The sequence below is a fragment of the Neorhizobium galegae genome (assembly GCF_017877055.1).
Lineage (GTDB): Bacteria > Pseudomonadota > Alphaproteobacteria > Rhizobiales > Rhizobiaceae > Neorhizobium > Neorhizobium galegae_D.
This window is the reverse complement of sequence record NZ_JAGIPG010000002.1, coordinates 1,282,533-1,307,551: the sequence shown is the minus strand read 5'-3', so window position 1 is coordinate 1,307,551 and position 25,019 is coordinate 1,282,533. Positions and strand designations below refer to the sequence as shown.

The following is a 25,019-nucleotide window of genomic DNA, read 5'->3' as shown; positions in this document are numbered from 1 at the left end:
CGGGCGCGACAGCCGGCGGAAATGAGGAGGATGCCATGAATGATCGCAACGTATCGGTGAAGGAGATACGCCAGAACGAGAACCGCTTCCTGAGCTCCGACATCTTTGAATCAGGGCAATATGTCTTCCCCCGCCGCAACGGAGAAGGTGTCCTCAGGGAAGAGGCCCGCGATATTCCCGTCTATCATCGCTGCGACGTGCTGGTTGTGGGCGGCGGACCATCCGGAACCGCCGCGGCGCTCGCCGCTGCTAGAACCGGCGCGGAGGTCGTGGTGCTGGAGCGCTACAATCATCTCGGCGGACTTTCCACCGGCGGCGTGGTGATCTGGATCGATCGGATGACCGACTGGGACGGGCGGCAGGTCATTCGCGGCTTTGCCGAGGAGGTTCTCGGCCGTCTTCCCCGTGAAGCCGTCGCCGGGCCGGACAGGAGCCTGTGGGGACAGCGGGACGCGGACCTTGCAAAATACTGGCGGCTGCGCACCTCCGCCTTCCACGGCATCGTCACCTGGGCGCCGACCATCGATCCCGAGCGGCTGAAGCTGACCTCGCAGGAAATGCTGATCGAGGCGGGCGTCAGGATCGTCTTCCATTCCTGGGCGGCGACGCCGGTGGTCGAGGACGGCGCGGTCAAGGGCGTCATCTTCGAAAGCAAGGAAGGCCGCCAGGGGATCATGGCCAAGGTCGTGGTGGACTGCACCGGCGATGGCGACGTTTTTGCCCGTGCGGGAGCGAGTTTCGAGGCCGATATCGAGGAAGGCGACGTGCATCACTCGATGAATACCGGCTTCATGCTGGGCGGCGTGGACATGGCGGCATGGCTCGCCTTCCGATCAGAGCAGGAACAGGCGTTTACCGACTTCAACACGCTCGGGCGCGACCAGCTCGGTTTCTTCCAGACACCCTATGTCTCGTGGCGCAACGACATCGCACTGTTCCTCGGGCCGCGGCAATCGGGGCTTTCGGCGCTCAATGTCGACGACATGACGGAAGTCGAAATCCGCTCGCACCGGTTCATGCAGTCGCATTGCGAGTTCTTCAAGATGCACGCACCCGGTTTCAAGGATGCCTATATGCTGCTCAGTGCGCCGCAGCTCGGGGTCCGGCATACGCGGCGGCTCGCGGGCGTCGGCAGGGTCGAGCGCGGGCAGTGGCCCGAGGGTAAGGTGCTGCCGGACGAGATCGGCGTCAGCCCCTCGGTCTCGCCGAAATTTCCGGTGATCTCCGTGCCTTACGGGGCGCTCGTGCCGGCCAGACTGAACGGACTGCTGGCCGCCGGACGGCATATCTCCTGCGATGCCAACAGCCACGGTTTCATGCGCGAAATTCCGCAATGCTGGCTGACGGGACAGGCGGCGGGTGCCGCGGCGGGTATTGCGGCCAATCGTGGGGTGACGCCGCGGGATGTGAATATTGCGGAGCTGCAATCGACGCTGCGGGCGCAGGGGGCATTCGTGCGGGATGCGAGCGAGGCGGCTGTGGTGGTGGGCCAGGCAGAGACGGTACAGGGCTGATTGTCAGGCGGGCGGCACCTCAGGCTCCTTTTCCCCCCTTGCGGGGGAGAAGGAGATTGCCCCTCCCCTCAGTCATACACCCGCTTCACATTCGCCACGCAATCGAGATCCTTCATCTGGCTCAACAACTGGTTCAGCTGCCTTAAGTCCCAGACCTCGACTTCCATGGTGATCTCGGAAAAATCGGCGGCGCGATTGCTACCCATGGTGAGCGTGCGGATGTTGATGTCGAGATGGGCGATCGTCTGGGTGACGGTCGCCAGCGTGCCGGGTTCGTTCAGCGTGTTGACCTCGATGCGGGCGAGGAAGCGCGATTTGTTGGCTTCGTCGAGATCCCAGCGCACGTCGATCCAGCGTTCCGGCTGGTCGTCGAAGCGCTGCAGGGCCGACGCCTGGATCGGGTAGATGGTGATGCCCGTGTCCTTTTCCATGATGCCGACGATGCGATCGCCGGGGACCGCGCCGCTCGGCGCGAACCGCACCTGGAGATTGCCCGAGAGGCCGCGGATCGGCAGCGGATCGGGGCCGGCCTCGAGCTCCTCCGGCGAGACGCGCCGCTGGTTCGGCAGCTTGAAGATCATACCCGCGGCGCTGCGCATGTTGAACCAGCCGTCGTCGGCGGCCGGCTTCACGGTGACGCGCTCGTCCTTGTAATCCGGGAAGACGGCACGCAGCACGTCGAGCGAGGAAAGCTCACCGCGGCCGACGGCGGCGATCGCATCCTCGACATCCTTGTGCGCCAGGCGGGGTAGCGCGGGTTTGAGCGTATCGCGGGCAAAGACCTTGCCGGCGCGCTCGAAAGTGCGCTCCAGGATCCGGTGGCCGAGACCGGCATATTGCTTGCGGATCGCCATGCGGGTGGCGCGGCGGATCGCCGAGCGCGCCTTGCCCGTCACGACGATCTCTTCCCAGGCGGCGGGCGGCACCTGCACGCCGGAGCGGATGATCTCCACCTCGTCGCCATTGTTGAGGCGGGTGACGAGCGGCATGATGCGGCCGTTGATCTTGGCGCCGACGGTGGTGTTGCCGATCGTGGTGTGGACCGCATAGGCGAAATCGATCGGGGTGGCGCCGCGCGGCAGGGCGATCAGCTTGCCCTTCGGCGTGAAGCAGAAGACCTGGTCCTGGAACAGTTCGAGCTTGGTATGTTCCAGGAACTCTTCCGGATTGTCGCCTTCGGCCAGCGACTCGATCGTATGCCGCAGCCAGGAATAGGCGTTGGATTCCTTCGGCAGCAGTTCCCCGCCCTTTACCGCCCCTCGGCCGTCCTTGTAGAGCGCGTGCGCGGCGATCCCGTATTCGGCGATCTCCTGCATCAGCTGGGTGCGGATCTGCAGCTCGATGCGCTGGCGCGAGGGGCCGACGATCGTCGTATGGATCGAGCGGTAGTCGTTCTGCTTCGGGTTGGAGATATAGTCCTTGAAGCGGCCCGGCACGACGCGCCACCGTGTATGGACTATGCCGAGCGCCCGGTAACAGGACGGAATGTCGCCGACGACGATGCGGAAGCCGTAGACGTCCGAAAGCTGCTCGAAGGAGAGCGACTTCGACTGCATCTTGCGGAACACCGAATAGGGCTTCTTCTGGCGGCCCTTGACGAAGGCATCCTTGAGGCCGTTGGCGATCAGCAGCTCGCGCAACTCGTCCTCGATCTTCTTGATCAGGCCCTCGTTGCGGGCTTCGAGATCGACAAGCCTCTGGGTGACGGTCTCATAGGCCTCCGGGTTCATGTAGCGGAAGGAGAGTTCCTCCAGCTCGTCGCGCATGTCCTGCATGCCCATGCGGCCGGCCAGCGGCGCATAGATATCCATCGTCTCTTCGGAAATGCGCGCCTTCTGTTCGGCCTTCATGTGCTCCAGCGTGCGCATGTTGTGCAGGCGGTCGGCGAGCTTGACGAGCAGGACACGCACGTCGTCGGAAATGGCGAGCAGCAGCTTGCGCAGGTTTTCCGCCTGCTTGGCCTTCTTGGACACGAGGTCGAGGCGTTTCAGCTTGGTGAGGCCCTCGACCAGCCGGCCGATATCTTCGCCGAACAGCTCGTCGATCTCGGCCCGGGTGGCGGTGGTATCCTCGATCGTGTCATGCAGCAGGGCGACGGCAATCGTCGACTCGTCGAGATGCATGTCGGTGAGGATGGCGGCAACTTCGAGCGGATGGGAAATATAGGGGTCGCCGCTGGCGCGTTTCTGCTGGCCATGCTTCTGCATGGCGTAGACATAGGCCTTGTTGAGCAGAGCTTCGTTGGCTTCGGGCTTGTATTTCTGAACCCGCTCCACGAGCTCGTATTGCCGCATCATCCTGAAAAATGTCCTCGATACCGCTTCAGTGCCGAAGAATGGGCACCGGACGAAAAGAAAATGGCGCGCCAACCCTGAAGATTGGCGCAGCCATCATAAAACATTCAAGCAGATTAGGGCGAGAGAATGAACGAAAACTTGCTAAGCGAATGTTTCGCTTAGTAATCGTCGCTCTTTTCCGGCGGCACGAGGCCTTCGATGCCGGCGAGCAGTTCCTCTTCCGACATCTGGTCGAAGGTAACGGCTTCCGGAGCGTCGTCTTCCTCGTCGCGATCCGAAGCGGCGGACACGCCGCCGGCAGCGATCAGCGAAGCTGGATCGGGCTCGGGCTCGTCCACTTCGACATGCTTCTGCAGCGAATGGATGAGGTCTTCCTTGAGGTCGTCCGGGGAAAGCGTCTCGTCGGCGATTTCGCGAAGGGCGACGACAGGATTTTTGTCATTGTCGCGATCGATGGTGATCGAAGCGCCCTGCGAGATCTGGCGGGCGCGATGGCTCGCGAGCAGGACCAGTTCGAACCTGTTGTCGACTTTGTCAATGCAATCTTCTACTGTGACACGGGCCATTGCCTGTCCTTTGATCGGTGATTTCCGGAATTGATACGCCCGATACAGCCATTGCGCGGCAAATTCAAGTTTTTCCTGATAATTGACTTTTGACAAGCGGCGCAGCGTCTTCTGGGGGCGCCCGCGAAATTCAACCCCAAGCTGCTTGGATTATTATGAATCGTGCCATAAATGACAGTTATATGAATAGTTCGTAATGTAGTGGATTATTCCGGAGATTTGGTTCGGCTTATATTGACCAGGTCTCCACCTGCAAAGCAGGTTCATAAGAAAAGGGGATGGAGACCACATGTTTGACCCAAGGGAGAAGATTGCTCTCTTCATAGACGGCGCAAATCTTTACGCTGCTTCGAAAAGCCTCGGTTTCGACATCGATTACCGGAAATTGCTCAAGGCGTTTCAGAAGCGCGGTTATCTTCTACGCGCCTATTACTACACAGCCCTGATCGAGGATCAGGAATATTCTTCGATCCGCCCGCTGATCGACTGGCTCGACTACAACGGGTACAAGGTCGTCACCAAGCCGGCCAAGGAATTCACCGACTCGATGGGCCGCCGCAAGATCAAGGGCAACATGGACATCGAGCTCGCGATCGATGCCATGGAACAGTCGGAAACCGTCGACCACCTCGTGCTGTTTTCCGGCGACGGCGACTTCACCACACTGGTGGAAGCCCTGCAGCGCAGGGGCCGCAAGGTCTCCGTGGTTTCGACCATGGCGACCCAGCCTCCGATGATCGCCGACGACCTGCGCCGCCAGGCCGACCATTTCATCGACCTCGTGTCGCTGAAGGCGGAAGTCGGCCGCGACCCGTCCGAACGCCCGGTGCGCCCCGCGGAACCGACCGAAACCACCGATCTCTGATCACCCGGCATTCGCAATATCAAAAAGAAGAATAGGCGCCCGTTTTTCGGCGGCGCCTTTTTTCGTTCCGGGCTAGAAAAGATTCATGCTTTTCGAACGCCCCTCCGACGACGCCCTTTACAATGCGCTGGTCTCCCGCGACGCCTCCTATGAAGGTTTTGCCTGGGCGGCGGTGAAGACGACCGGCATTTTCTGCCGCCTCACCTGCCCGGCCCGCAAGCCGAAACGCGAGAATACCAGTTTCTTCGAAACCATTGCCGAGTGCCTGGAGGCCGGGTTCAGGCCCTGCAGCCGCTGCAGGCCGATGCTGAAGCTCGGCGAGACCGATCCGATGGTGACGCGGTTGCTGACGGCGCTCGACGCCGAACCCTTCCGTCGCTGGAGCGAGGAGGATGTCGTTTCGTTGGGCATCGACCCTTCCACCGCAAGGCGCGCCTTCAAACGGCAGTTCGGCATGAGTTTTCTGGAGATCGCGAGGCTCCGGCGGATGGGCAAGGCGGCCGAGACGCTGAAGGAAGGAGCGAGCGTTCTCGATGCGCAGCTCGATGCCGGCTACGAATCCGGCAGCGGTTTTCGCAGCGCCGTGACCAAGCTCTTCGGAGCAGCGCCGGCCAGCCTGCGGACCAGGACCCTGCTGCGGGCGGACTGGATTGAAACGCCGATCGGACCGATGATGGCGATCGCCGACCAGCACTCGCTGCATCTGCTCGAATTCGCCGAGCGCAAGGCGCTGCCGGCCGAGATCAAGAAGCTGCAGAAGTTCACCGGCAGCGGTATCGTCATGGGGCGGCATCCGCCGATCGATGAGATCGAGGCGGAGCTGAAGGCTTATTTCGCCGGCGAGAATCTTGGCTTCAAGACGCGGCTTGCCGGGCATGGCTCGCCCTTTCAGCGGCAGGTATGGGCGGCATTGCGGGCAATCCCGGCCGGGGTGTCCACCACTTATGGGGCGGTCGCAGCCGGGCTCAACCTCCCCTCCTCCACCCGCGCGGTGGCGGGCGCCAACGGCGCCAACCAGATCGCCATCGTCATCCCGTGCCACCGCCTGATCGGCGCCGACGGGAGCCTGACCGGTTACGGTGGAGGGCTGTGGCGCAAACGCTGGCTGCTGGAGCACGAACGACGGATGGTGGCCAAAGGCGGCTAGGCGCCATTCGGTGTGGCTCCCGGCTTTCTCCGTGGACGATTTCACGCCATCGTAGCCGCACAGCCCGGATACCGGGCGACCGCGCCTTCCCGCCAAGCGGTCAGTCGATGATCGTGTTGGCTCCCTCGGCCGTCAAACGGGCGAGACCGTCCTTCATCTGCTGGATCTGTTCGGGCGAATGTCCCTGCCATCCGGTCAATTCGCCGATAATGCGCAAGGGGTCTCGGGATCGATAGGATAATGTCGGATTGCCGGGGAATTTCTTGTCGGTCAGATTGGGGTCATCCATGATCGGGCCGGTTGGCTCCACGACGTAGATCCGCTGCCGGCCGCCGCCGGCTGCAAGCTCAGCTCCCCAGATCGCGGCATCCAAGGTCCCGGAGAAATAGACCCAGGACAGCGGGTCAGTGATGAAGTTCGAGCGATAGCCGACGACGATCAGATCGCCGGGTTTCAAATCCGCCCGCGTTCCATGGAAGAAGGACTGAACAAACGTCGTGGCACTGGCTGCCATGGATGCGCCCCCAATTTTTGCCTGCCCGATCTTTCGCCCTGGACCTCGAACCCGGCACAAGGCTGTGGTGACGAAGAGAGATACCGGATAACGGCACCTCGCCCAAGCGGTCAAACCGCCGCCGGCTTGCTCATCTGGAGCCCTTCCGCCGAAGAGCGTCTTGCTTTCCTCGCGCGGAAGACCGCTTCGACGACCAGCGACAATGGCAGGCCGATGAAGAACGGGATGAAGAAGTAGATCACCCGGAAGGCGACCAGCGAGCCGATGGAGGCCTGGTCCCCCATGACATGGCGGACGGTCGCTTCCAGGACGCCGAGACCGCCCGGCGCATGGGTGATCAATATCGCTAGGTTGGCGAGCACGAAGGCAGTTGCGGCCTTGAGATAGCTGACATCCGCCGTGGCGGCCATGACCTCGCGCAAGCAGGCGGAGACCAGCGCGAAATTGATCGTACTAATCACGACCTGGGCAATCGCGATCTTCAGCACCGGCATTTCGAAGGTCCAGGAACGGATCTTCAGCGGGGTGCGGACGAAGGCCGCGAGCGCCAGGTAACCGGCTGTTGCGGCAAGGCAGGCAAAACCGATCGCGATGATCACGGTCTCACGCAGGCCCAGCACCGACGCGGCATCCTTCTGGTTGAGCACCATGACGATGCCCGACAGCGTCGCCATGCCGATACCGACCGTAACGCCCGACAGCAGCACGATCTTCGCCACATCCTCGGTGCTCATGCCCCAATGGGCATAATAGCGGTAGCGCAGCGCGCCGCTGCTCAAGCCGGAAAGACCGACGCTCTGGCCGATCGACAGCGCGATGAAGGAGGCAAGCCCGATCTTCGGATAGGCGAGGTCGTTCCTCACATATCGCACGCCGGCCCAGTCGAAGCCCGAGAGGCAGAGATAGGAACCGAAGGCGAAAAGGAGCGCCATCAGGAGATTGAAAGTGGGGATGGCGCGGACGGATTCGACGATGTCGGAGAGCGAGTATTCACGAAAGGTGTGATAAAGCAGATAGCCGGCGGCACCGAAGCCGATCACCAGCATGCCATAGGTCAAAATTTTCCTTCGCGTCATTGCCCCGTTGCCCGCTTGCTTCCAAGACGTACGCAACGGAATGGTGCGGATTTTGTTCCTGAGGCGACTTTCACAGCCGTTCGATGATGCGCGAAAAGGCGGGATCGTTGGGGTTATACCCGCGCGCGGGGCTGCGGAAGCCCGCCTCGGTCTGCGCCAGATCGCTGATCTCATCGACATGAAACAGGCGCCATCCGGAGCCCGTTCCGGCAATCTGCCAGGCGCTGAGGGCGAGCGCGCCTTCGCCGGCGTAACCGAGGATATGCGGCCGCACCCTGCGCTTTATGCCCTTGTAGCGGAGTTCGACGATCCGCCGCCGCGCGATCGCATCGATGATGATATCCGGATAGCTTGTCTTCCGCACGAAAACTCCCTGGTGTCTCGCTTAACGGCTGGGAGGCACGGAAGTTCACGAGCGATTAGGGCGAGATGGCTTCGGCGGCAGCTGCGGTTGTTCAGTTCGACTTCAACAGCCGCGACTTCTGGCGGTTCCAGTCGCGTTCCTTCTCGGTCTCGCGCTTGTCGTGCAGCTTCTTGCCCTTGGCGAGCGCGAGTTCGAGCTTGGCGCGGCCCTTTTCGTTGAAATAGATCTTCAGCGGCACCAGGGTCATGCCTTCGCGGTTGATGCCGGCGCGCAGACGGTTGATCTCGCGCTTCGACAGCAGCAGCTTGCGGCGGCGGCGCGGTTCGTGATTGAAGCGGTTGGCCTGCAGGTATTCCGGCAGATGCGAATTGATCAGCCAGATTTCATTGCCCTCGTCGGAGGCGTAGGATTCGGCAATATTGGCCTTGCCTTCGCGCAAAGACTTGACCTCGGTCCCAGTCAGGACCAGTCCGGCCTCATAGGTATCCATGATTTCATAGTTGTAGCGGGCCTTGCGGTTCTCCGCGACAATCTTGTTGACCGTGCGCTGGCTGCCTTTGGGGGCCATGAGTGTATTCCGTTCCGCCCTTTATCCGAAAACAAATCCCCGCCCATGGGCTATGAGCGGGGTTACTTGTCTATGTAATGCGGCCGATGCCGAAAGTGAAGCGGTGAGCGCGGATGCGTCTCAGTTCAACAGCCCCGCGTGGCGCAGCGCCGAATCGATCGCCGCCTCGGTTGCCGGCTCCAGCGTCGAGACCAGCGGCGAGCGGACCGTGCGGTTCATGCCGCGGATCCTGTTGAGGCCGTATTTGGCGCCGCAGAGGCCAGGTTCCAGGAAGATCGCCTTGTGCAGCGGCATCAGGCGATCCTGGTATTCGAGCGCCTTGGTATAATCGCCCGCAAGCGTCGCCGCCTGGAATTCCGCGCAGAGGCGCGGCGCGACATTGGCCGTCACCGAGATGCAGCCGACTCCGCCATGGGCGTTGAAGCCAAGCGCTGTCGCATCTTCCCCCGAGAGCTGCACGAAATCCTTGCCGCAGGTGATGCGCTGTTCCGAGACGCGCTCGATCTTGCCGGTCGCATCCTTGACGCCGACGATATTCCGGTGCGCCTTCACCAGCGCGCCCATCGTTTCCGGCGACATGTCGATGACCGAGCGCGGCGGGATGTTGTAGATGATGATCGGCAGCTTCGTCGCTTGCGCGATCGCCGAGAAATGCGCGATCAGGCCCTTCTGGGTCGGCTTGTTGTAATAGGGCGTGACGACGAGGACGGCATCGGCGCCGGCCTTTTCCGCGTGTACGGCAAGCTCCACCGCTTCGCGCGTATTGTTGGAGCCGGCGCCGGCGATAACGGGAACCCGCTTTTTCGCCACTTCGATACAGAGTTCCACGACGCGCCTGTGCTCGTCATGGCTCAGCGTCGGCGATTCACCGGTGGTGCCGACCGGCACCACACCGGTGCTGCCTTCGCCGATCTGCCAATCCACATGCGCGGCAAAAGCCTGCTCGTCCACTGCACCATCGGCAGTAAACGGGGTGACCAGCGCGGGCATTGATCCCTTGAACATGCAAAACTCCCAATCGACAGCGTTCATTCTGCTGCCGCAATCCGTGACTATGAGGGCTCCCGGCAACTTTGGACGGGCAGCGACGCAGCCGACCTTTTTCCCGAAAGCCTTTCAGGTCGCGCACCATAAAGCGGCGGGAAAGCGGCGACAAGCGCAAGTGCCAGGGATTTCATATGGAATCTCATATAAGAAACCACGCATTTTCATAAACGTGGTAAGCTTTCGTTAACGTGGCTGGCGGCTAATAAGGGGACGACTATTTTCGCGAGTTACCGGATGTACAGGCCTGTTCTGATCCTCGCAGCACTGGGGCTCGGCGCTGCGAGCATGCATGCGTTTGCCGCATCGCTTCCCGAGAGCATTGCGCCTCTTCCCTATGTGAAGCCCGAAAACCCGGTCGCGATCACCATGCCCGCCGCGATGCCTGTGCCCGACGTGACCGGCACCATCCCGAGGACCGGTCCGCTGGTGGTTGCGCCCGAGTTGAAAGCCGGGCTTGACGCACTTGCAGGCAATGACATCGCCGCCGCCCTTGCCACACGCAACGGTCTCGCCGAAGGCTCACTCGACCGGCATATCCTCACCTGGGCGATCGCCACATCCGGCGCGCCGGGCGTGCCGTCGGGCGAGATCGCCGCGGCCCAGACGGAACTGAAGGGCTGGCCGGGCCTGAAGGGCCTGCGCGCCAATTCCGAACGCGCGCTTTATCGTGAAAACCCGCCCGCCCCGACAGTGCTCGCCGCCTTCGGCGCAACCCGGCCGGAAACCACCGAGGGCACGATCATCCTCGCCCGCGCGCTCGTCGCCTCGGGCAAGCAGCCGGAGGCCGCCCGCCCGCTGCGGCAGATCTGGGTGAGCGAGACGCTCGACAAGCCGACCGAGGACCAGATCCTCTCTGAATTCTCCGCGCTTCTCACCGCCGCCGATCACAAGGCGCGGATGGACTTCCTGATGTACAAGGGGCGTGCGGCACAGGCAAAACGTTTCGGTGATCTCGGCAAGGCGCAATCGCTCTACAAGGCCTGGACCGCAGTCATCAGCAATGCCAAAAATGCCGAGGCGCTGCTGAACGGTGTCGATAGTTCGCTGAAGGAGGATGCCGGTTATCTCTTCGCCCGCGTCGAATATCTGCGCCGGCAAGACAAATACCGGGACGCCGCGGACCTGCTCGAAAAGGCGCCGCGCGAGGCGGCAAAGCTGGTCAACACGAGCGAATGGTGGAACGAGCGCCGCATCGTGGCGCGCGGCCTCGCCGACCAGGGCGAGTTCAAGCTGGCCTACCGGACGGCGGCCAATTATATTGCCGCGTCCTCCACCGATATTGTCGATGCGGAATTCCACGCCGGCTGGTATGCGCTGCGGGCGCTGCATGAACCGGCAACCGCGGAGAAACATTTCCGCAAGATCCTCGATACCTCGAACAAGCCGCTTTCGGCGTCGCGCGCCCTCTACTGGCTCGGCCGCGCGGCGGAGGACGGCGGACCGGGCAGCGCCCAGGAATTCTTCGCCAAGGCGGCCCATTTCTCCAGCACGTTCTACGGCCAGCTTGCCGCCGCACGGCTGGACCTCAAGTCCCTCGACGTCACTTATCCGACGCCAAGCGGGGCCGACCGCCAGAATTTCGAAAACCGCGAAGCCGTCCGGGCGATCGCAAGGCTCGAAGATGCCGGCCATGGCAAACGCGCCGCGATGCTCTATCGCGCGCTGGCGGAAGAAATGACCAGTCCCGGGGAACTTGCGATCCTCGCGGCAAGAGCCGAATCGGAAGACAATCACGCCCTGTCGCTACAGATCGGCAAGACCGCTTTCAGCCGCGGCATCGATGTGGCCGCACTCGCCTTCCCGATCGGCGTCATCCCGCCCGGCGCCGATATCGCCGGTTCCGGCAAGGCGCTCGCCTACGCGATCGCCCGCCAGGAAAGCGCCTTCAACCCGGGCGCGGTTTCACCAGCCAACGCCCGTGGCCTGTTGCAGATCCTGCCCGGCACGGCGCAGGGCGTCGCCAAGCGGCACGGCCTCACCTACGCGGCGGCAAGGCTGACCACGGATGCGGGCTACAATGCCACGCTCGGCGCGCATTACCTCGGCGAACAGATCGATACGTTCGGCGGCTCCTATATCCTCACATTCATCGCCTACAATGCCGGTCCCAAACGGGTGCCCGAATGGATCACCCGCTACGGCGACCCCCGCGGCAAATCCATCGACGAGGTGGTCGACTGGATCGAGCGCATCCCCTTCCCTGAAACCCGCAACTACGTGCAGCGGGTGATGGAGAACTATCAGGTCTACAAGGTAAGGCTGGGACAGAAGGCGGATATCGAAGCGGATCTGAGGTACGGGCGGCAGTAATCAGACCGCGGCCTGATCGGGATCGATTTTCTCTTCTTTCGAATAAGGAAGCGGCGCTGGCCGCCGTGGCCTCGCCGGCGATGGACAAATTCACGTCGCGGTAGTTCGCCGCCTCGGCGCCCGGCGGGACGCGAACGACCGCTCCCGACTTCCAAAATCACCCGGGATTCATTTCGAACAGCCATCCCGTTGCAGCCGAAGTCCCTTGAAGCAAAAAGCCCGGCACAAGGCCGGGCTTTCTCAATTCAATCCGATCAGACCGGATTAGAAGTCGCGCTGCAGGCGGACGATACCCTGTACCGTACCGTCTTCGTCGCCAACTTCCACGTAGTTTACAGCAACCTTGGCAGCGAAGTTTTCGACGATCTGGTAGTTGACGGTTACGCCAGCGCCCCAGGCATCGTCACCGAAGAAGTCGCCATCTGCATCAACTTCCGTATTCCAGATGTACTGGGCTTCCGGAATGATTTCGAGCTTGTCGGTCGCCTTGAAGGAATAGGCAACGGCCACAGCTGCTTCACCAGCGCCGGTATCGGTTACGCCGTAGTAGGCATTGTCACCCGACGACCAAACGCCGGAGAGGTAGAAGGTGCCCGGACCAACGGCAACAGAACCGATCGCACGGATCGCGCCGTTTTCTGCGCTGAAGTCGTAGGAACCGAGCAGTTCGAGCTTGGCCGGGCCGATAGCCGCCTGAATGACAGCTTCGATACCGACGTTCTGGCCACCGAGGCCGCGAGCCCGCGACAGTTCGTCAACCTGAATGCCGGCCGTGAAAGCGCTGCCGGTATAGGTGTAGGAGATCGACTGGAGACGGTTCGAACCGAGGTTGTCGAGTTCGCCCGGAAGATCGTTAGCATCCCACCAGTTCAGCCAGCGGCCGACGCGGAAGCCGCCGAGCTGGATGTAGGCTTCGTTGATGTAAGCGTCGTTGACGCCGCCGCTACCAGCGGTGATGTTCGAAGCGTAGCCGACGTCCTGGTTGGCTTCGAAACGGACCGAGGCAACCGAGGTCAGCGTGCCGAGTTCGGTGTCGGACTTCGCAGTGAACTCGAGCTGAGCGCGGCTGTAGGAATCCCAGTCGCCGCCGCTGAAGCCGTTCGTGTCTTCACCAAAACCGACTTCGAAACGAACATAACCGCCGATTTTGAGGCAGGTTTCAGTGCCCGGGATGTAGAAGTAACCAGTGCCGAACGCGTCGCAGACGCGAACGTATTCCATTGGCTCCGGTTCAGCAGCGACGATAGCGTCGGCAGCCTGAGCGCCGGAAACTGCCGCGAGAGCCGCTGCAGAACCGAGAAGAAGGCTCTTGATGTTCATTCTTTTGACCTCCAGTCAATTTCTCTGAATGCTAAATGATGCCCGATCGATAATTGATCAAACACATGCAGGCTGCATAAGCAGCCCATTCCCCGGTCTCAGCTCCCCATACGGAGGCCTTATTTAGGCCAGCCATTTTTTTTGAGAACTCCCCCGGGCAAGCCGGGGGAGTTCCTACAGTATTAGAACGTGCGGTCGAGACGGACGAAACCATCCCAGAACTCGTCAGCCGCAGTCTGAACCTTGTTGTAGTTACCCGTGATCTTGGCGGTGAAGCCCGGAACGATCGTGTAGTCGATGGTCAGACCAACACGGTAAGCTTCGTCGCTGCCGTAATCGCCAACACCATCAGCTGCGTTCCAGATGTAGGTACCGCCGGGGGTGATGGTCAGCTTGTCGGAGACCTTGTAGGCGTAGGAAGCCGCCAGAGCCCACTCACCACGGTTGTAGTAGGCGTTATCGAAGAACGCGCCACCGCCGAGACCGCTCGACCAGATAGCGAGAGCCTGAAGGGTGCCCGGACCGACCGGAGCCGACAGGATAGCGCGAACAGCGCCTTCTTCAGCAGCAACGTCGTAACCACCGAGAAGGTCGAATGCTACAGAACCGAACTTGGCGGTTACGATACCTTCGATACCAACGTTCTGACCGCCGACGCCAGCAGCGCGGGACAGTTCGTCAACCTGGATACCGGCGCTGAAGGCAGAACCGGTGTAGGTGTAGCTAACCGCCTGCATGCGAGCAGTGTTAGAGTTGGCATTCCAGTCGGATTCACCGTTGATGCCCTTATCCCACCAGGTCAGGTAACGGCCGACCTTGAAGCCGCCGAGCTGGATGTAGGCTTCGTTGATGTAAGCGTCGTTAACGCCGCTACCACCACCGTTTGTGATGTTCGAGGTGTAGCCGATGTCCTGGTTAGCCTCAACACGGAGAGACGCAACCGAGGTCAGCGTGCCGAGCTCGGTATCGCTCTTGGCAGTGATGTTAAGCTCTACGCGGGAGAAGGTATCCCAATCGTAGTCATTGAAGCTGTTAACGTCCTGGCCGAAGTCGACCTGGAAACGAACGACGCCGCCGATCTTGAGGCAGGTTTCGGTGCCCGGGATGTAGAAATAGCCGGTGCCGAAAGCGTCGCAAACGCGAACGTATTCCATGGGCTCCGGTTCAGCAGCTACGATGGCGTCAGCCGCCTGAGCGCCGGAGACTGCTGCGAGGGCAGCAGCGGAGCCGAGAAGAAGGCTCTTGATGTTCATTTTTGACCTCCAGTCAAAGTTTCGTATGGGTCTGGGTTCTTTTGGCTGAAGGACAGCGTTCCCTGCCCCATCCCCGTCGATTGCTAGAAGAAGGACGATCCACCGCCTCGCTTCCGGATTTGAAAATACAAGACGGGGAAGGTCATGCAATCTGGAACTTCAATCGGGCGCCCTTCCGGTACCCGCTTCCCATAAGTCTGTTGCTGAAAGGACACAAAGCAGAGTGCCGCATTAGGTGGTATTTTACGCTTTATTAAGAAAGAGCTTATGCCGCAGTCACTTAGCGCAATGGAAACGCGGCTGAAGGACTCAAGGGACCGGCCAGGATTCGCCAGCGATTCCTTTTTGCCAAAAGGGCTGCAAAGCTGACAGAAGGGGAACCGTATACAGGATTGGGGCGGGCGCTTGGAGCCAGGAATGGCGGAGAAGATGGGATTCGAACCCACGATACCCTCTCGGGTATACTCCCTTAGCAGGGGAGCGCCTTCGACCACTCGGCCACCTCTCCGGTCGGGCCTGATTATTGGGAAACGATATCGATGGCAAGGTCTTTTATGGAAATGTCATGCGATTCCATCGGTCACGACACGCGAATCGCAACAAGTGATTCCATTCTTGCAGCTTCAGTGATTCTCAGTAGCCCGAACGCTGCTTGCCGACCCCGCCACCGCGGCCGTAACGGCCGGCAAGCGATCGTAGTGCGCCGGAAAATTCGGTGACATCGGCGCCGACCGCCACGAAGCTCGCGCCGAGATCGAGATAGTGGCGGTTCAGGGATTCGCTGAAGGTGAGGATGCCGGCCGCCTTGCCGGACTTCACGATCGTGCCGATCGCCTTCTCGATCACCTCCTGAACCTCCGGGGCCTCCATGCGGCCGAGATAACCCATGTCGGCCGAAAGATCGGCCGGGCCGATGAAGACGCCGTCGACGCCATCGACGGCTGCAATGTTCTCCAGGTCCCGAATCGAGGCCATGGTTTCGGCCTGGACGATCAGGCAGATCTCGTCGGCGGCGGTCTCGGCATAGTCGGGGATGGCGTTGAAGCCGGAGGCGCGGGCGACGGCGGCACCGACGCCGCGCACCCCGCGGGGCGGATAACGGACGGCGCGGACGAGCTCCCTCGCCTGCTCGGCCGAATCGACCATCGGCACGAGCAGCGTGCGGGCACCGATATCGAGCATCTGCTTGATGACCCAGGTCTCGCCGATCGGCGGGCGCACGACCACTTCCGAAGGGGAGGTGGCAAGCGCCTGCAATTGCGCCAGAATGCTGCGCAGGTCGTTGGGTCCGTGTTCGCCGTCGATCACCAGCCAGTCGAAGCCGGCATTGCCGGCGATCTCGGCGGTCAGCGCCTCGCCCATGTTCAGCCAGAGACCGATCTGCGGCAGGCCGGCTTTCAGCGCCGCCTTGAAGTGATTCTTCGGAGCGGGCATGGGCGTTTCCTTCAGGCGAGGAGTTGTTTCAGATCAGCGGCGGGGTCGGCAAGGACGGCGCGGCTCGGTTCTATGCCGGTTTCGAGCAGCTTCTTGCCGCTCACATAGGCCTTGGCGTCGTTGATCGCATCGACGGCGATGAACCGCCCCTCGCGGAAATACCAGATCGACAGGCTGCCCTCGCGGGCGCCCTTGCGCACCAGCGTCTCGTCATACCCCATGTTGAAGCCAGCGATCTGCAGCTTCACGTCGTACTGGTCGGACCAGAACCACGGTTTTGCGTCATAGGGCGTGGTGCCGCCGGCGATCACCGCGGCGGCAGCCTCCGCCTGGTCGACGGCGTTCTGTACCGATTCGAGACGGATGCGCTTACCCTTCCAGGGCAACATGGCGCAGTCGCCCATGGCGAAGATCGAGGGATCGGAGGTACGGGCGAACTCATCGACGATGACGCCGTTGCCGACCTCGAGGCCGCATTGCTGCGCCAGCTCGTCGTTCGGTTTCACGCCGATGCCGACGATGACGAAATCGACATCGATCGTGCTGCCGTCGGACAGCTCGGCGGCGCGCACCCTGCCATTCTCACCGATCAGTTTGTGCAGGCCGGTCTTTTCGCGGATGACGACGCCATGGCCGGCATGGATGTCGCGCATCACGTCGGCGGTCTCCTTTGCGGCGACTCGCTGAAGGATTCGATCGGCCATTTCGATCAGCGTCACTTCGAGGCCGAGGTGGCGGGCAACTGCCGCCGCTTCGAGGCCGATATAACCGCCACCTATAATAAGGAGCCGGCGGCCAGGCTTCATTTCGCTGGCGAGCAGGTCGGCATCGCGCTTGTCGCGCACGGTGAAGACGCCGTCGAGATCGCCGCCGACACTTGCCGGCAGCGTGCGCGGCGTCGAGCCGGTGGCGAGCGCCAAGGTGTCATATTCGATGACCGCGCCGTCCTGCATGCGCACACGCCTAGTCTCGCGGTCGATCTCCTCGACATAGGTCGAGAGGAGAAGCTCGACATCGTGTTCGGCAAACCAGCTTTCGGGCCGGAAGGTCAGCCGGTCGAATTCCATTTCGCCGAGCAGGTATTTCTTGGAGAGCGGCGGGCGCTGGTAAGGGATCACGTCTTCCGAACCGATGATCGTAATCGGCCGCGCATCCTTCAAGGCCCGGAGTTTCGCAGCCAGCGCAAAACCCGCCTGCCCGCCACCGATGATAACCAACCTGCCCGTCACGTTTCGCTCCCCATACCGATCATGGTTTCCGTTGAGATAGCACCATTGATCCGATCGAAAGGGGTATCCCCGCGACACCGGTCCGTCAACAACGCGACATGCCCGATTACGCGCTTTGAGTTCGCAGCTGTTCCATACGCCAAGGAAAAGCCGCCTCGTCAGCGATCAAATGCCGGATTTTTCGGCGATATCCGTCGTATTTTATCATTCCGTTTCAGAATGTGTCAGCGCAGGAGGAATATAGTCACATGGTAGGAATGAAACAGGAGGGCGTCATGCCCTTGAATATGGACCAGGACACCAGAAAAGACGGCCCGCGCGACCAGGCTTTCGAGAAGTTCACGATCGATCGCCCCGGCAAGGTCATCCTTGTCGGTCATCATCTCAGCACCAAAACGAGCTTCCGCTGCCTGATCCGCAGCATCTCGCTGTACGGTGCGGAAATCGAGGTCGGCCCGACCCTGCCGATGCCCAACAACTTCTTCCTCGAAATCCTCGGCATCCATGACGACATCGGATGCACGGTGATCCGCCGCGAAGAAGAACGGGTCACGATCGGTTTCAACATGCTGATCGATGCCGAATTTCTGCATCACGTGATCCGACTGAGTTTTGAGACCAGCCACTGACCGCCAGGTCGGGCCGCGGCCGGCGGGCCTTCTTCGCCCGCCGCCTGTCGTGACCACCCGTCAACCACGAGAGAAGCGGTACGCTCCACAGCAGCCCGCGCCACTCGGCGCCTTCCAGAGGATCGGCAAGGGGATCGGCCATCGAATCCCGCCGCCCGTTCCGGCAGAGCTTCCTCCTATTCATCTGTTCGCAAAGTCTTACCCGGTTGAGAAGCATGGCGGTCACTCCATCTATGATGTGATGCCGTCGAGCTAGTGGTTTGCGGCGCCGGCTTGTAGACGCGCCGGCGAAAGCCATCTTTCATCCATGAACGATGGAAAGATCATCGCTGAAACTCTAAGGTGGCTGAGATGACGGATGCCGGCTGGGACGATCTGAAGCTGTTTCTGCATGTGGCGAGCGAGGGCGCTCTAAGCGCCGCCGCCGCCCGTACGGGCATCAGCGCACCGACGATCGGCCGGCGGATGCTGGCGCTCGAGCGGACGACCGGCCGGACCCTTTTCGTGCGCAGCCAGCAAGGCTACCGGCTGGCGCCGGACGGCGAGACGCTGCTCGAACATGTCCGCGCCATGCAGAAGACCGTTGACAACATCGTCGACTGGAAGGCGCAGGCCTTCGCCATGCCGATCGTTTCGATCGGCGCCGATGCCTGGCTTGCCGGTTTCGTCGGCGAGCACACGTCCGAGATCCGGGGCAAGGAGGACCGGTTCCGGCTCTGCTGCAAGTCGTTGCACAAGGGCGTGGATTTCACCTATCGCGAGGCGGATGTCGGGGTCGTCGGACGGCGGCCGGAATCCGGCAATGTGGCGATCCGCCGATCGGTCGCCGTCGCACACTCTATATATAGGGCAGAAGGCCTTGCCGAAGACGAGGCCATGCCGTGGATTTCAATCGGCACCGAAAGCTCCCATTCGCCGGCCGACAAATGGGTGTTCCAGCATCGCGAGACTCACATCCGCACGTGGACCAATTCGCCGGAGATTCTGCCGAGACTGATCGCTGCCGGCAACGGACGCGGCGTGCTGCCCTGCTTCATCGGCGATGAGTTCCCCGGGCTGGTGCAAGAGGGCGGCATCATCCCAGAGCTTACCTATACGATGTGGATCGTCGCCAATGACGACGACCGGCACCGGCCGGAGGTACGTCAGGTCATCGAAAGGCTCGACGCGCTTTTCAAACGGGAGGCGAAAAGATTTAGCGGCGATGAAGCCTAATCGGTCTCAAGCGGACTTGCATGCCGGTGAATCGATCCTATTGTGTGCCGGTTTTGAGAACCGGAACTGAAGTCCATGCCTGCATTCTCGCGTTTTACACCTCTGATCAGCGCCCTTCCCGCCAGCGTCCCCTTCGTCGGTCCCGAGGCTATCGAGCGCAATCGTGGCCTCATGGTGAAAGCCCGTATCGGCGCCAATGAAAACGGCTTCGGCCCGGCGCCTTCCGTCATCGAGGCGATCAGCGCCGCGGCCGCAAGCACCTGGAAATATGCGGATCCGGAAAATTTCGAGCTCAAGCAGGCGCTCGCCTCGCATCTGGGCTGCCAGCCCAACAACATTGCGGTCGGCGAAGGCATAGACAGCCTGCTCGGGCTGATCGTCCGGATGGTGATCGAGCCGGGCTTGCCGGTCGTCACCTCGTTCGGGGCCTACCCGACCTTCAACTTCCATGTGGCAGGCCATGGCGGCCGGCTGGTGACGGTGCCTTATGTCGACGATCGGGAAAACCTCGGCGGGCTGATGGAAGCCGTCCGCCGCGAAAACGCGCCGCTCGTCTATTTCGCCAATCCCGACAATCCGATGGGAAGCTGGTGGGATGCCGACAGCATCGTCGCTTTTGCCAAGGCGCTGCCGGAAACCTGCCTGATGATCCTCGACGAGGCCTATTGCGAAACCGGACCGGCCGGCGCGACACCGGATATCTCCGCCCTGATCGACCGGCCGAACATCATCCGCACCCGGACCTTCTCGAAGGCGTACGGCATGGCGGGCTCTCGCGTTGGTTATGCGATCTCGACGCCCGGCACGGCCGAGGCCTTCGACAAGATCCGCAACCATTTCGGCATGAACCGGATCGGCGTCGCCGCCGCACTCGCGGCGCTGAAGGACCAGGCCTATCTCGGCCAGGTCATCGGGCAGATCAAGGCCTCGCGGGAGCGGATCGCCGCAATCGCTGAAGCCAACGGGCTGAAGCCACTTGCCTCGGCGACCAATTTCGTGGCGATCGATTGCGGCCGCGACGGCGCCTATGCGCGTTCGATCGTCGATGGGCTGATGGAGCACGGCGTTTTCATCCGCATGCCGGGTGTGGCGCCGCTCAACCGCTGCATCCGCGTGAGCACGGGGCCGGAATCGGACATGGCGCTTTTCGAAGAAGCCCTGCCGAAGGTGCTGAAGGCTCTCTAAAACCAAAAGAAAATGACCGCGCCGGCCTTGTTCCTGCCGGTCGCGGTCTCAATGTCAGGCGTCGACCCCCGTCCAGATCCGACCGCCCTATCTCCCGATCCCTTTTGGGTTGATGTCTTTTGGATTGTTCTCCTGCCGGCCCTCTTGGGGGACCGGTCAATTCGTCGACCACGGCGCCCCCTGGAGCTCAGTGCATGGTCATCCATTCGCGCGCGGCGCGCAGTGCGGCGGCCAGCTGCATCTTGCTCATCGTCTGCGCGAGGTCGGCGCGCAGTTCGGCGGCGCGGTCGGAGCCCTTGATCGCGGCGATGTTGAGCCATTTGTGAGCGGAAACGAGATCGACGTCGCAACCACGGCCGGTCGCATACATCAGGCCCATTTCGCAGAAAGTGTCGGCGCGGGTCTCGCCACCCATGGTGTCCATTCCGGAATTGTTCATTTCAAAGCGTGCCATCGGTTTGATCCCTGTTAAAGCCTGTTATTCGTCGTCTGCCCTGTTTTTGCCCTTTCGGGCTCCGTCCGGATCACCGTCTTCAAGCGGCTGTTTCGATCCTTCCGGCCGGCGGTTTTTCCCGCTCGTTTGATGACTTCACTATGGGCCAAACCTTCCAAAAGACGCCTAAAAAGCATGATTAATTCAACGAAAACAAAGTTCAAACGCTTCGTAAACTTGAGCTTTTGTTAAACATGGGATGCCTTGCATTTTAAGGAATTTGCGGAGATTTTTACGGAAAATTTAGAAAACGAATTAAACCGATCGCTAACTACGAATCCGGGTCGCATCGGCCAATTCGTCTCCGGCCTGTGGAAAAAGTGCCCTCCCCGAGCGCGGAAATTCCGCCGCTTTCAGCCAATCTGATATTTACCTTTACGTGTGCGTAAGATAAATTTCGGCGCGAGTTCGTGCAGAGGAGTGCGAACTGGAGGAAACCGTGCCGTTTGTTGCTGCGAAGGCTCGGCGGCGGAAGCGAAGGAGGAACCTATCATGATGCACAGACTGATGCTTGCTGCCGTGCTGACACTTGCCGCGACCGGAGCCTTGGCGGCCGAACCTATCGAAGGCAACTGGAAGACCGCCAGCGGCGAAACCGCAGTGATCGGCAAATGCGGCACTGCCTATTGCGTGACGCTGAAGACGGGCAAACATTCCGGCAAACAGATCGGCAAGCTCTCCGGCAAGGACGGCGAATATAGCGGCGAGATCACCGACCCGGCGGAAGACAAGACCTATAGCGGGTCCGGTTCGGTCAGCGGCAATTCGCTCAAGATGAAGGGCTGTGTTCTCGCCATCCTCTGCAAGTCGCAGACGTGGACGCGCCTCTAAGCCGATTACCCAATATCGTCCCATATAAAGAAGTGCAGAGATGGTCGCGCCGGCAAGGGCACGGCCATTTTTCGCTTCTACCCGTCAAGGGCTGCCTCAATCTTTTGCTGCGCCGCATCAAGAAAAGGCAATCTGATCACGGAAACGGCATCGATTTTGATCCCGGAATTTCGCGGAATTTCCCATGTCACAGTTTTGTGAAAAGCTTGCATACCCCTTGCACCCGTTTTATGCCGCAAAAAAACCATAAAAAAGTCGCGATCCGCCAAAACCCACACGCGGATGGTGCAAATTCTTTTCTTCCCGTTTATCTATCTGTTTTTGTTTGTTTTTTATCTTACAGAATCGTAACTTAATCGGTTTATTTGTGGTATTTTCCAAAAAATTAGCATGCTCAGCACTTTTTACGGGTATTTCTAAGCGAGGATTTTCGTTGTCAACGTTTCGTTGACAGCAGTCGCCGAAACGAGGGCTTTCGGATCGAACCGATCGGTCCGATATCAGCATCGCAAACAGAAATTCACTCCGGTTCGACCCAAGACCGAACCGAACATAATCCAAGGACAAAGACAATGACCAAGATCACTTCCGCTATCGCCGCAGCCCTCATCGCTTCGGCCTCGTTCGCTTCCGTCGCCCTCGCTGACGGCGACTATTATGAAGGCGCCTCCAAGGCCTCTGCTACCGTCGATCATGTTCAGACCGGCAGCATTGCTCAGGATCAACAGAACCAGATCCGGGCTTCGGTCGACCGCGGCGACTACTACGAAGGCGCAAACCGCCCGAACTAATCGCAGCTCATTCAAGACACCGAAACAATCTCCGCAGGCCAGGTCGCAAACTTAAAGCCGCGGAACACTCTGAAAGGATTACCACAATGACCAGGATCACTTCCGCTGTCGCCGCAGCTCTTATCGCTTCGGCTTCCTTCGCCACTGCCGCTCTTGCTGAAGGCAACTACTACGAAGGCGTCAATCCGCCATCTGCCGGCCAGCAGCAGCCGGCAACACGTCAGAAGGCTCAGGCTTCCGCCAGCTACGGCTACACGGGCTCAGTCTCCAACGCCCGGTCGAACCAGTCCTTCGACGGCACCGTCACACTGGACCGTGGCGACTACTATGAAGGTGCAGTTCGCCCCAACTAACCGCAGCTCATTCAACACACTGAAACAACAATCCGCAGGCCAGGTCGCAAACTAGGAGCCGCGGACAACTCTGAAGGGACTACCACAATGACCAGGATTACTTCCGCTATCGCCGCTGCCCTCATCGCTTCGGCCTCCTTCGCTTCCGTCGCTCTCGCTGAAGGCGACTATTACGAAGGCGCCTCCAAGGCCCCTGCTACCGTCGATCATGTTCAGACCGGCAGCATCGCCAAGGACCAGCAGAACGCCCACCAGATTCCGGCTCCGGTCGGTCGCGGCGACTATTATGAAGGCGCAAACCGCCCGAACTAATCGAAGTTCACTCAACACACCGAAACAACCGTCCGCTGGCCAGGTCGCAAACTTAAAGCCGCGGAACACTCTGAAAGGATTACCACAATGACCAGGATCACTTCCGCTATCGCCGCAGCTCTCATCGCTTCGGCTTCCTTCGCCACCGCCGCTCTCGCCGATGAAGGCGACTATTACGAAGGCGCACAGCCCACCGAGCAGGCTCAGTCCGCCCATGGCGCTCGCGTCGACAGCTTCGGTTATACCGGCTCGATCGCTCGCGCCAAGGGTTCCGCCCAGTCGCACCAGTCGTTCGACGGTACGGTCACCCTGGACCGTGGCGATTATTACGAAGGCGCAGTTCGTCCGAACTAACGGCCTGACATTCAAGATATCGAACATATGTCCGCAGGCCGGGTCGCAAACTCACTGCCGCGGGCAACTCTGAAAAGGATAAGACAATGACAAAGATGACTTCCGCAATCGCCGCAGCTCTGATCGCTTCGGTTTCGTTCGCCGGTGCAGCACTTGCTGAAGGCGACTATTATCAGGGCGCCCAGAAGACTGGGCCTGTCACATCCGTCGATCGCATGAACACCGGCAGCATTGATCGTCAGGACGGCAAGCTTCCGTTCAACAATGGCGGTGGTCGCGATAACCGCGCTTCCGATCTGGATAGCGGCGACTACTACAGCGGCGTCAACCGCTCGAACTGACTCTGAAGTTCGTCGCCATCGATAGCCGCACAGAGCCCAGCCCGGTGCGGGATCAAACAGTCAGCAAACATACGGAAAAATGAAATGCCAGCCGCGCAAGCGGCTGGCATTCGCAGTTCATTCAAGACACCGATTGGAAAGACGGGTCGCAATCGTCCTTCCGGTGCGTAATGGCCGGACTCTGAAACCAGCCATCGAGTTCAAGATTAAGTGAAGCCTTTCCACGAATCAATCACGTTGATGCTCTTCTGCGTGAGATTCGCTATTTTCCACCGCAGGTGGCGCCGCTTTCTCTAAGGATCGTCTCAGTTTTCCATCGGGAAACAGGAATCCCGGCCATTCCCTTTCTTTTTTGCTGGAACGATCCTTGCTCCGAGGAATTTGTATTTCGACGGAGCGATGCAGACATCGCTTCGCAGCATGCGAACAAATGGAAAGGACAGAAAAATGAAGACCTATCTGACTTCCGCTATTGCCGCTCTTGCCGTTTCGGCAGGTTTTGCCGGTGCCGCCATGGCACAGAACGCCGTCTATCCGGATCCGAACGGCCTGCCTCAGTCTCCCCCGACCATCCAACAGGATCGCGGTTATGACCGCGGCCCGGCCGTTGATACGATGCCGACCGGCAGCATATATCCCAGCACCGGCTATATGACCCGCGGCGCGAGCGGCAATGCCGACCTTGATGGCGCGCAGGACGAAGGCGACTATTACGACGGCACGCTGCGCCCTCATAACTAGCAGCTGCTTCAAGATACCGCATCCCGGGCGGTCGCGCCAATGCGCGGGATGGCGTCTCCACCGACAGAACCCAATTTCGAAGCCGGCCCCCTCGTGGCCGGCTTTTTCATGACGGCATCGCTAGGGTCCCCACGCCTCGGGTGGGCGTGGATGACTTTGCCGCGGACGCAGTCATCGACGATTCGGCGCCCCGTCCGGCCTCTCGGCGTTAACCATTCTGAACCCCGGATGAAACCCTCCCTCAGGACGCGTTCAGCCCGGCGCCTTTAT

The 25,019-nt window shown here is 60.7% G+C and carries 26 protein-coding genes and 1 tRNA gene; 14 read left to right on the top strand and 13 right to left on the bottom strand.

What is annotated here, in order from left to right:
• The first annotated feature begins 35 nt into the window (after positions 1-35).
• On the top strand, positions 36-1,514 hold the full coding sequence (locus tag J2857_RS16795) for an FAD-dependent oxidoreductase (RefSeq protein ID WP_210011231.1): 1,479 nt from the start codon (positions 36-38) through the stop codon (positions 1,512-1,514).
• A 68-nt stretch (positions 1,515-1,582) separates the two neighbouring features.
• Here the strand turns inward: J2857_RS16795 and J2857_RS16790 are convergent, their stop codons facing one another.
• Both J2857_RS16790 and rpoZ read right to left on the bottom strand, forming a co-directional pair.
• Positions 1,583-3,811, bottom strand: a complete 2,229-nt coding sequence (locus J2857_RS16790) for a RelA/SpoT family protein (protein WP_210011230.1) — start codon at positions 3,809-3,811, stop codon at positions 1,583-1,585.
• 158 nt (positions 3,812-3,969) lie between these two features.
• Positions 3,970-4,377 carry a DNA-directed RNA polymerase subunit omega gene (rpoZ, locus tag J2857_RS16785; RefSeq protein ID WP_210011229.1) on the bottom strand — a complete coding sequence of 136 codons (408 nt, stop codon included), beginning with the start codon at positions 4,375-4,377 and terminating at the stop codon, positions 3,970-3,972.
• A 289-nt stretch (positions 4,378-4,666) separates the two neighbouring features.
• Between rpoZ and J2857_RS16780 the strand changes: the two genes are divergently transcribed.
• The gene (locus J2857_RS16780) at positions 4,667-5,242 is read left to right on the top strand and encodes an NYN domain-containing protein (protein ID WP_210011228.1); all 576 of its coding nucleotides are present in this window, start codon (positions 4,667-4,669) and stop codon (positions 5,240-5,242) included.
• Positions 5,243-5,327: 85 nt separating this feature from the next.
• Positions 5,328-6,389, top strand: coding sequence for a bifunctional transcriptional activator/DNA repair enzyme AdaA (locus J2857_RS16775; RefSeq protein WP_210011227.1), 1,062 nt, complete (start codon positions 5,328-5,330; stop codon positions 6,387-6,389).
• 100 nt (positions 6,390-6,489) lie between these two features.
• On the opposite strand, the gene arr is transcribed toward J2857_RS16775, so the two are convergent.
• The 5 genes from arr to dapA form a co-directional block, all read right to left on the bottom strand.
• Positions 6,490-6,903 carry an NAD(+)--rifampin ADP-ribosyltransferase gene (gene arr / locus J2857_RS16770; protein WP_210011226.1) on the bottom strand — a complete coding sequence of 138 codons (414 nt, stop codon included), beginning with the start codon at positions 6,901-6,903 and terminating at the stop codon, positions 6,490-6,492.
• A gap of 110 nt (positions 6,904-7,013) precedes the next feature.
• Positions 7,014-7,979: a lysylphosphatidylglycerol synthase transmembrane domain-containing protein gene (locus J2857_RS16765; RefSeq protein WP_210011225.1), complete on the bottom strand. Its 966-nt coding sequence runs from the start codon at positions 7,977-7,979 to the stop codon at positions 7,014-7,016.
• A 70-nt stretch (positions 7,980-8,049) separates the two neighbouring features.
• Positions 8,050-8,343, bottom strand: coding sequence for a WYL domain-containing protein (locus J2857_RS16760; protein WP_210011224.1), 294 nt, complete (start codon positions 8,341-8,343; stop codon positions 8,050-8,052).
• Between the two features lie 91 nt (positions 8,344-8,434).
• Positions 8,435-8,911: an SsrA-binding protein SmpB gene (gene smpB, locus J2857_RS16755; RefSeq protein WP_210011223.1), complete on the bottom strand. Its 477-nt coding sequence runs from the start codon at positions 8,909-8,911 to the stop codon at positions 8,435-8,437.
• A 120-nt stretch (positions 8,912-9,031) separates the two neighbouring features.
• A complete protein-coding gene (gene dapA / locus J2857_RS16750) occupies positions 9,032-9,916 on the bottom strand; it encodes a 4-hydroxy-tetrahydrodipicolinate synthase (RefSeq protein ID WP_210011222.1) in 885 nt (294 codons plus the stop codon).
• 276 nt (positions 9,917-10,192) lie between these two features.
• Here dapA and J2857_RS16745 point away from each other — a divergent pair, with 276 nt between their 5' ends.
• Entirely contained in the window at positions 10,193-12,268 is a 2,076-nt protein-coding gene (locus tag J2857_RS16745) for a lytic transglycosylase domain-containing protein (RefSeq protein WP_210011221.1), read from the top strand.
• 264 nt (positions 12,269-12,532) lie between these two features.
• Here the strand turns inward: J2857_RS16745 and J2857_RS16740 are convergent, their stop codons facing one another.
• The 5 genes from J2857_RS16740 to J2857_RS16720 all read right to left on the bottom strand — a co-directional run bounded on the left by J2857_RS16740 (position 12,533) and on the right by J2857_RS16720 (position 17,504).
• Positions 12,533-13,588: a porin gene (locus J2857_RS16740; protein WP_210011220.1), complete on the bottom strand. Its 1,056-nt coding sequence runs from the start codon at positions 13,586-13,588 to the stop codon at positions 12,533-12,535.
• A gap of 182 nt (positions 13,589-13,770) precedes the next feature.
• Positions 13,771-14,841, bottom strand: a complete 1,071-nt coding sequence (locus J2857_RS16735; RefSeq protein WP_210011219.1) for a porin — start codon at positions 14,839-14,841, stop codon at positions 13,771-13,773.
• 418 nt (positions 14,842-15,259) lie between these two features.
• A tRNA-Ser gene (locus J2857_RS16730) sits at positions 15,260-15,349 on the bottom strand.
• Between the two features lie 125 nt (positions 15,350-15,474).
• Positions 15,475-16,275 (bottom strand): aldolase/citrate lyase family protein, encoded by an 801-nt coding sequence (locus J2857_RS16725; protein ID WP_210011218.1) that lies wholly within the window; start codon positions 16,273-16,275, stop codon positions 15,475-15,477.
• 11 nt (positions 16,276-16,286) lie between these two features.
• Positions 16,287-17,504, bottom strand: coding sequence for an NAD(P)/FAD-dependent oxidoreductase (locus J2857_RS16720; RefSeq protein WP_210011217.1), 1,218 nt, complete (start codon positions 17,502-17,504; stop codon positions 16,287-16,289).
• Between the two features lie 275 nt (positions 17,505-17,779).
• On the opposite strand from J2857_RS16720, the gene J2857_RS16715 reads away from it, so the two are divergent.
• From J2857_RS16715 to J2857_RS16705, 3 genes are all read left to right on the top strand, one after another.
• Positions 17,780-18,133, top strand: a complete 354-nt coding sequence (locus J2857_RS16715) for a PilZ domain-containing protein (RefSeq protein WP_210011216.1) — start codon at positions 17,780-17,782, stop codon at positions 18,131-18,133.
• Positions 18,134-18,484: 351 nt separating this feature from the next.
• Positions 18,485-19,348, top strand: a complete 864-nt coding sequence (locus J2857_RS16710; RefSeq protein ID WP_210011215.1) for a LysR family transcriptional regulator — start codon at positions 18,485-18,487, stop codon at positions 19,346-19,348.
• Between the two features lie 75 nt (positions 19,349-19,423).
• Positions 19,424-20,533: a pyridoxal phosphate-dependent aminotransferase gene (locus tag J2857_RS16705; protein WP_210011214.1), complete on the top strand. Its 1,110-nt coding sequence runs from the start codon at positions 19,424-19,426 to the stop codon at positions 20,531-20,533.
• Positions 20,534-20,720: 187 nt separating this feature from the next.
• Here the strand turns inward: J2857_RS16705 and J2857_RS16700 are convergent, their stop codons facing one another.
• Positions 20,721-20,987, bottom strand: a complete 267-nt coding sequence (locus J2857_RS16700; protein WP_210011213.1) for a sel1 repeat family protein — start codon at positions 20,985-20,987, stop codon at positions 20,721-20,723.
• A 531-nt stretch (positions 20,988-21,518) separates the two neighbouring features.
• Between J2857_RS16700 and J2857_RS16695 the strand changes: the two genes are divergently transcribed.
• The 7 genes from J2857_RS16695 to J2857_RS16665 all read left to right on the top strand — a co-directional run bounded on the left by J2857_RS16695 (position 21,519) and on the right by J2857_RS16665 (position 24,749).
• Positions 21,519-21,857, top strand: a complete 339-nt coding sequence (locus J2857_RS16695; RefSeq protein ID WP_210011212.1) for a DUF2147 domain-containing protein — start codon at positions 21,519-21,521, stop codon at positions 21,855-21,857.
• Between the two features lie 572 nt (positions 21,858-22,429).
• Complete coding sequence (locus J2857_RS16690; RefSeq protein ID WP_210011211.1) at positions 22,430-22,648, top strand: hypothetical protein; 219 nt, start codon at positions 22,430-22,432, stop codon at positions 22,646-22,648.
• Positions 22,649-22,734: 86 nt separating this feature from the next.
• Entirely contained in the window at positions 22,735-23,001 is a 267-nt protein-coding gene (locus tag J2857_RS16685; RefSeq protein ID WP_210011210.1) for a hypothetical protein, read from the top strand.
• Positions 23,002-23,088: 87 nt separating this feature from the next.
• Positions 23,089-23,313 carry a hypothetical protein gene (locus J2857_RS16680; RefSeq protein ID WP_210011209.1) on the top strand — a complete coding sequence of 75 codons (225 nt, stop codon included), beginning with the start codon at positions 23,089-23,091 and terminating at the stop codon, positions 23,311-23,313.
• A gap of 87 nt (positions 23,314-23,400) precedes the next feature.
• Positions 23,401-23,667, top strand: coding sequence for a hypothetical protein (locus J2857_RS16675; RefSeq protein ID WP_210011208.1), 267 nt, complete (start codon positions 23,401-23,403; stop codon positions 23,665-23,667).
• Positions 23,668-23,753: 86 nt separating this feature from the next.
• The gene (locus tag J2857_RS16670; protein WP_210011207.1) at positions 23,754-24,008 is read left to right on the top strand and encodes a hypothetical protein; all 255 of its coding nucleotides are present in this window, start codon (positions 23,754-23,756) and stop codon (positions 24,006-24,008) included.
• Between the two features lie 447 nt (positions 24,009-24,455).
• Positions 24,456-24,749, top strand: coding sequence for a hypothetical protein (locus J2857_RS16665; protein ID WP_210011206.1), 294 nt, complete (start codon positions 24,456-24,458; stop codon positions 24,747-24,749).
• The last annotated feature ends 270 nt before the right edge of the window (positions 24,750-25,019 follow it).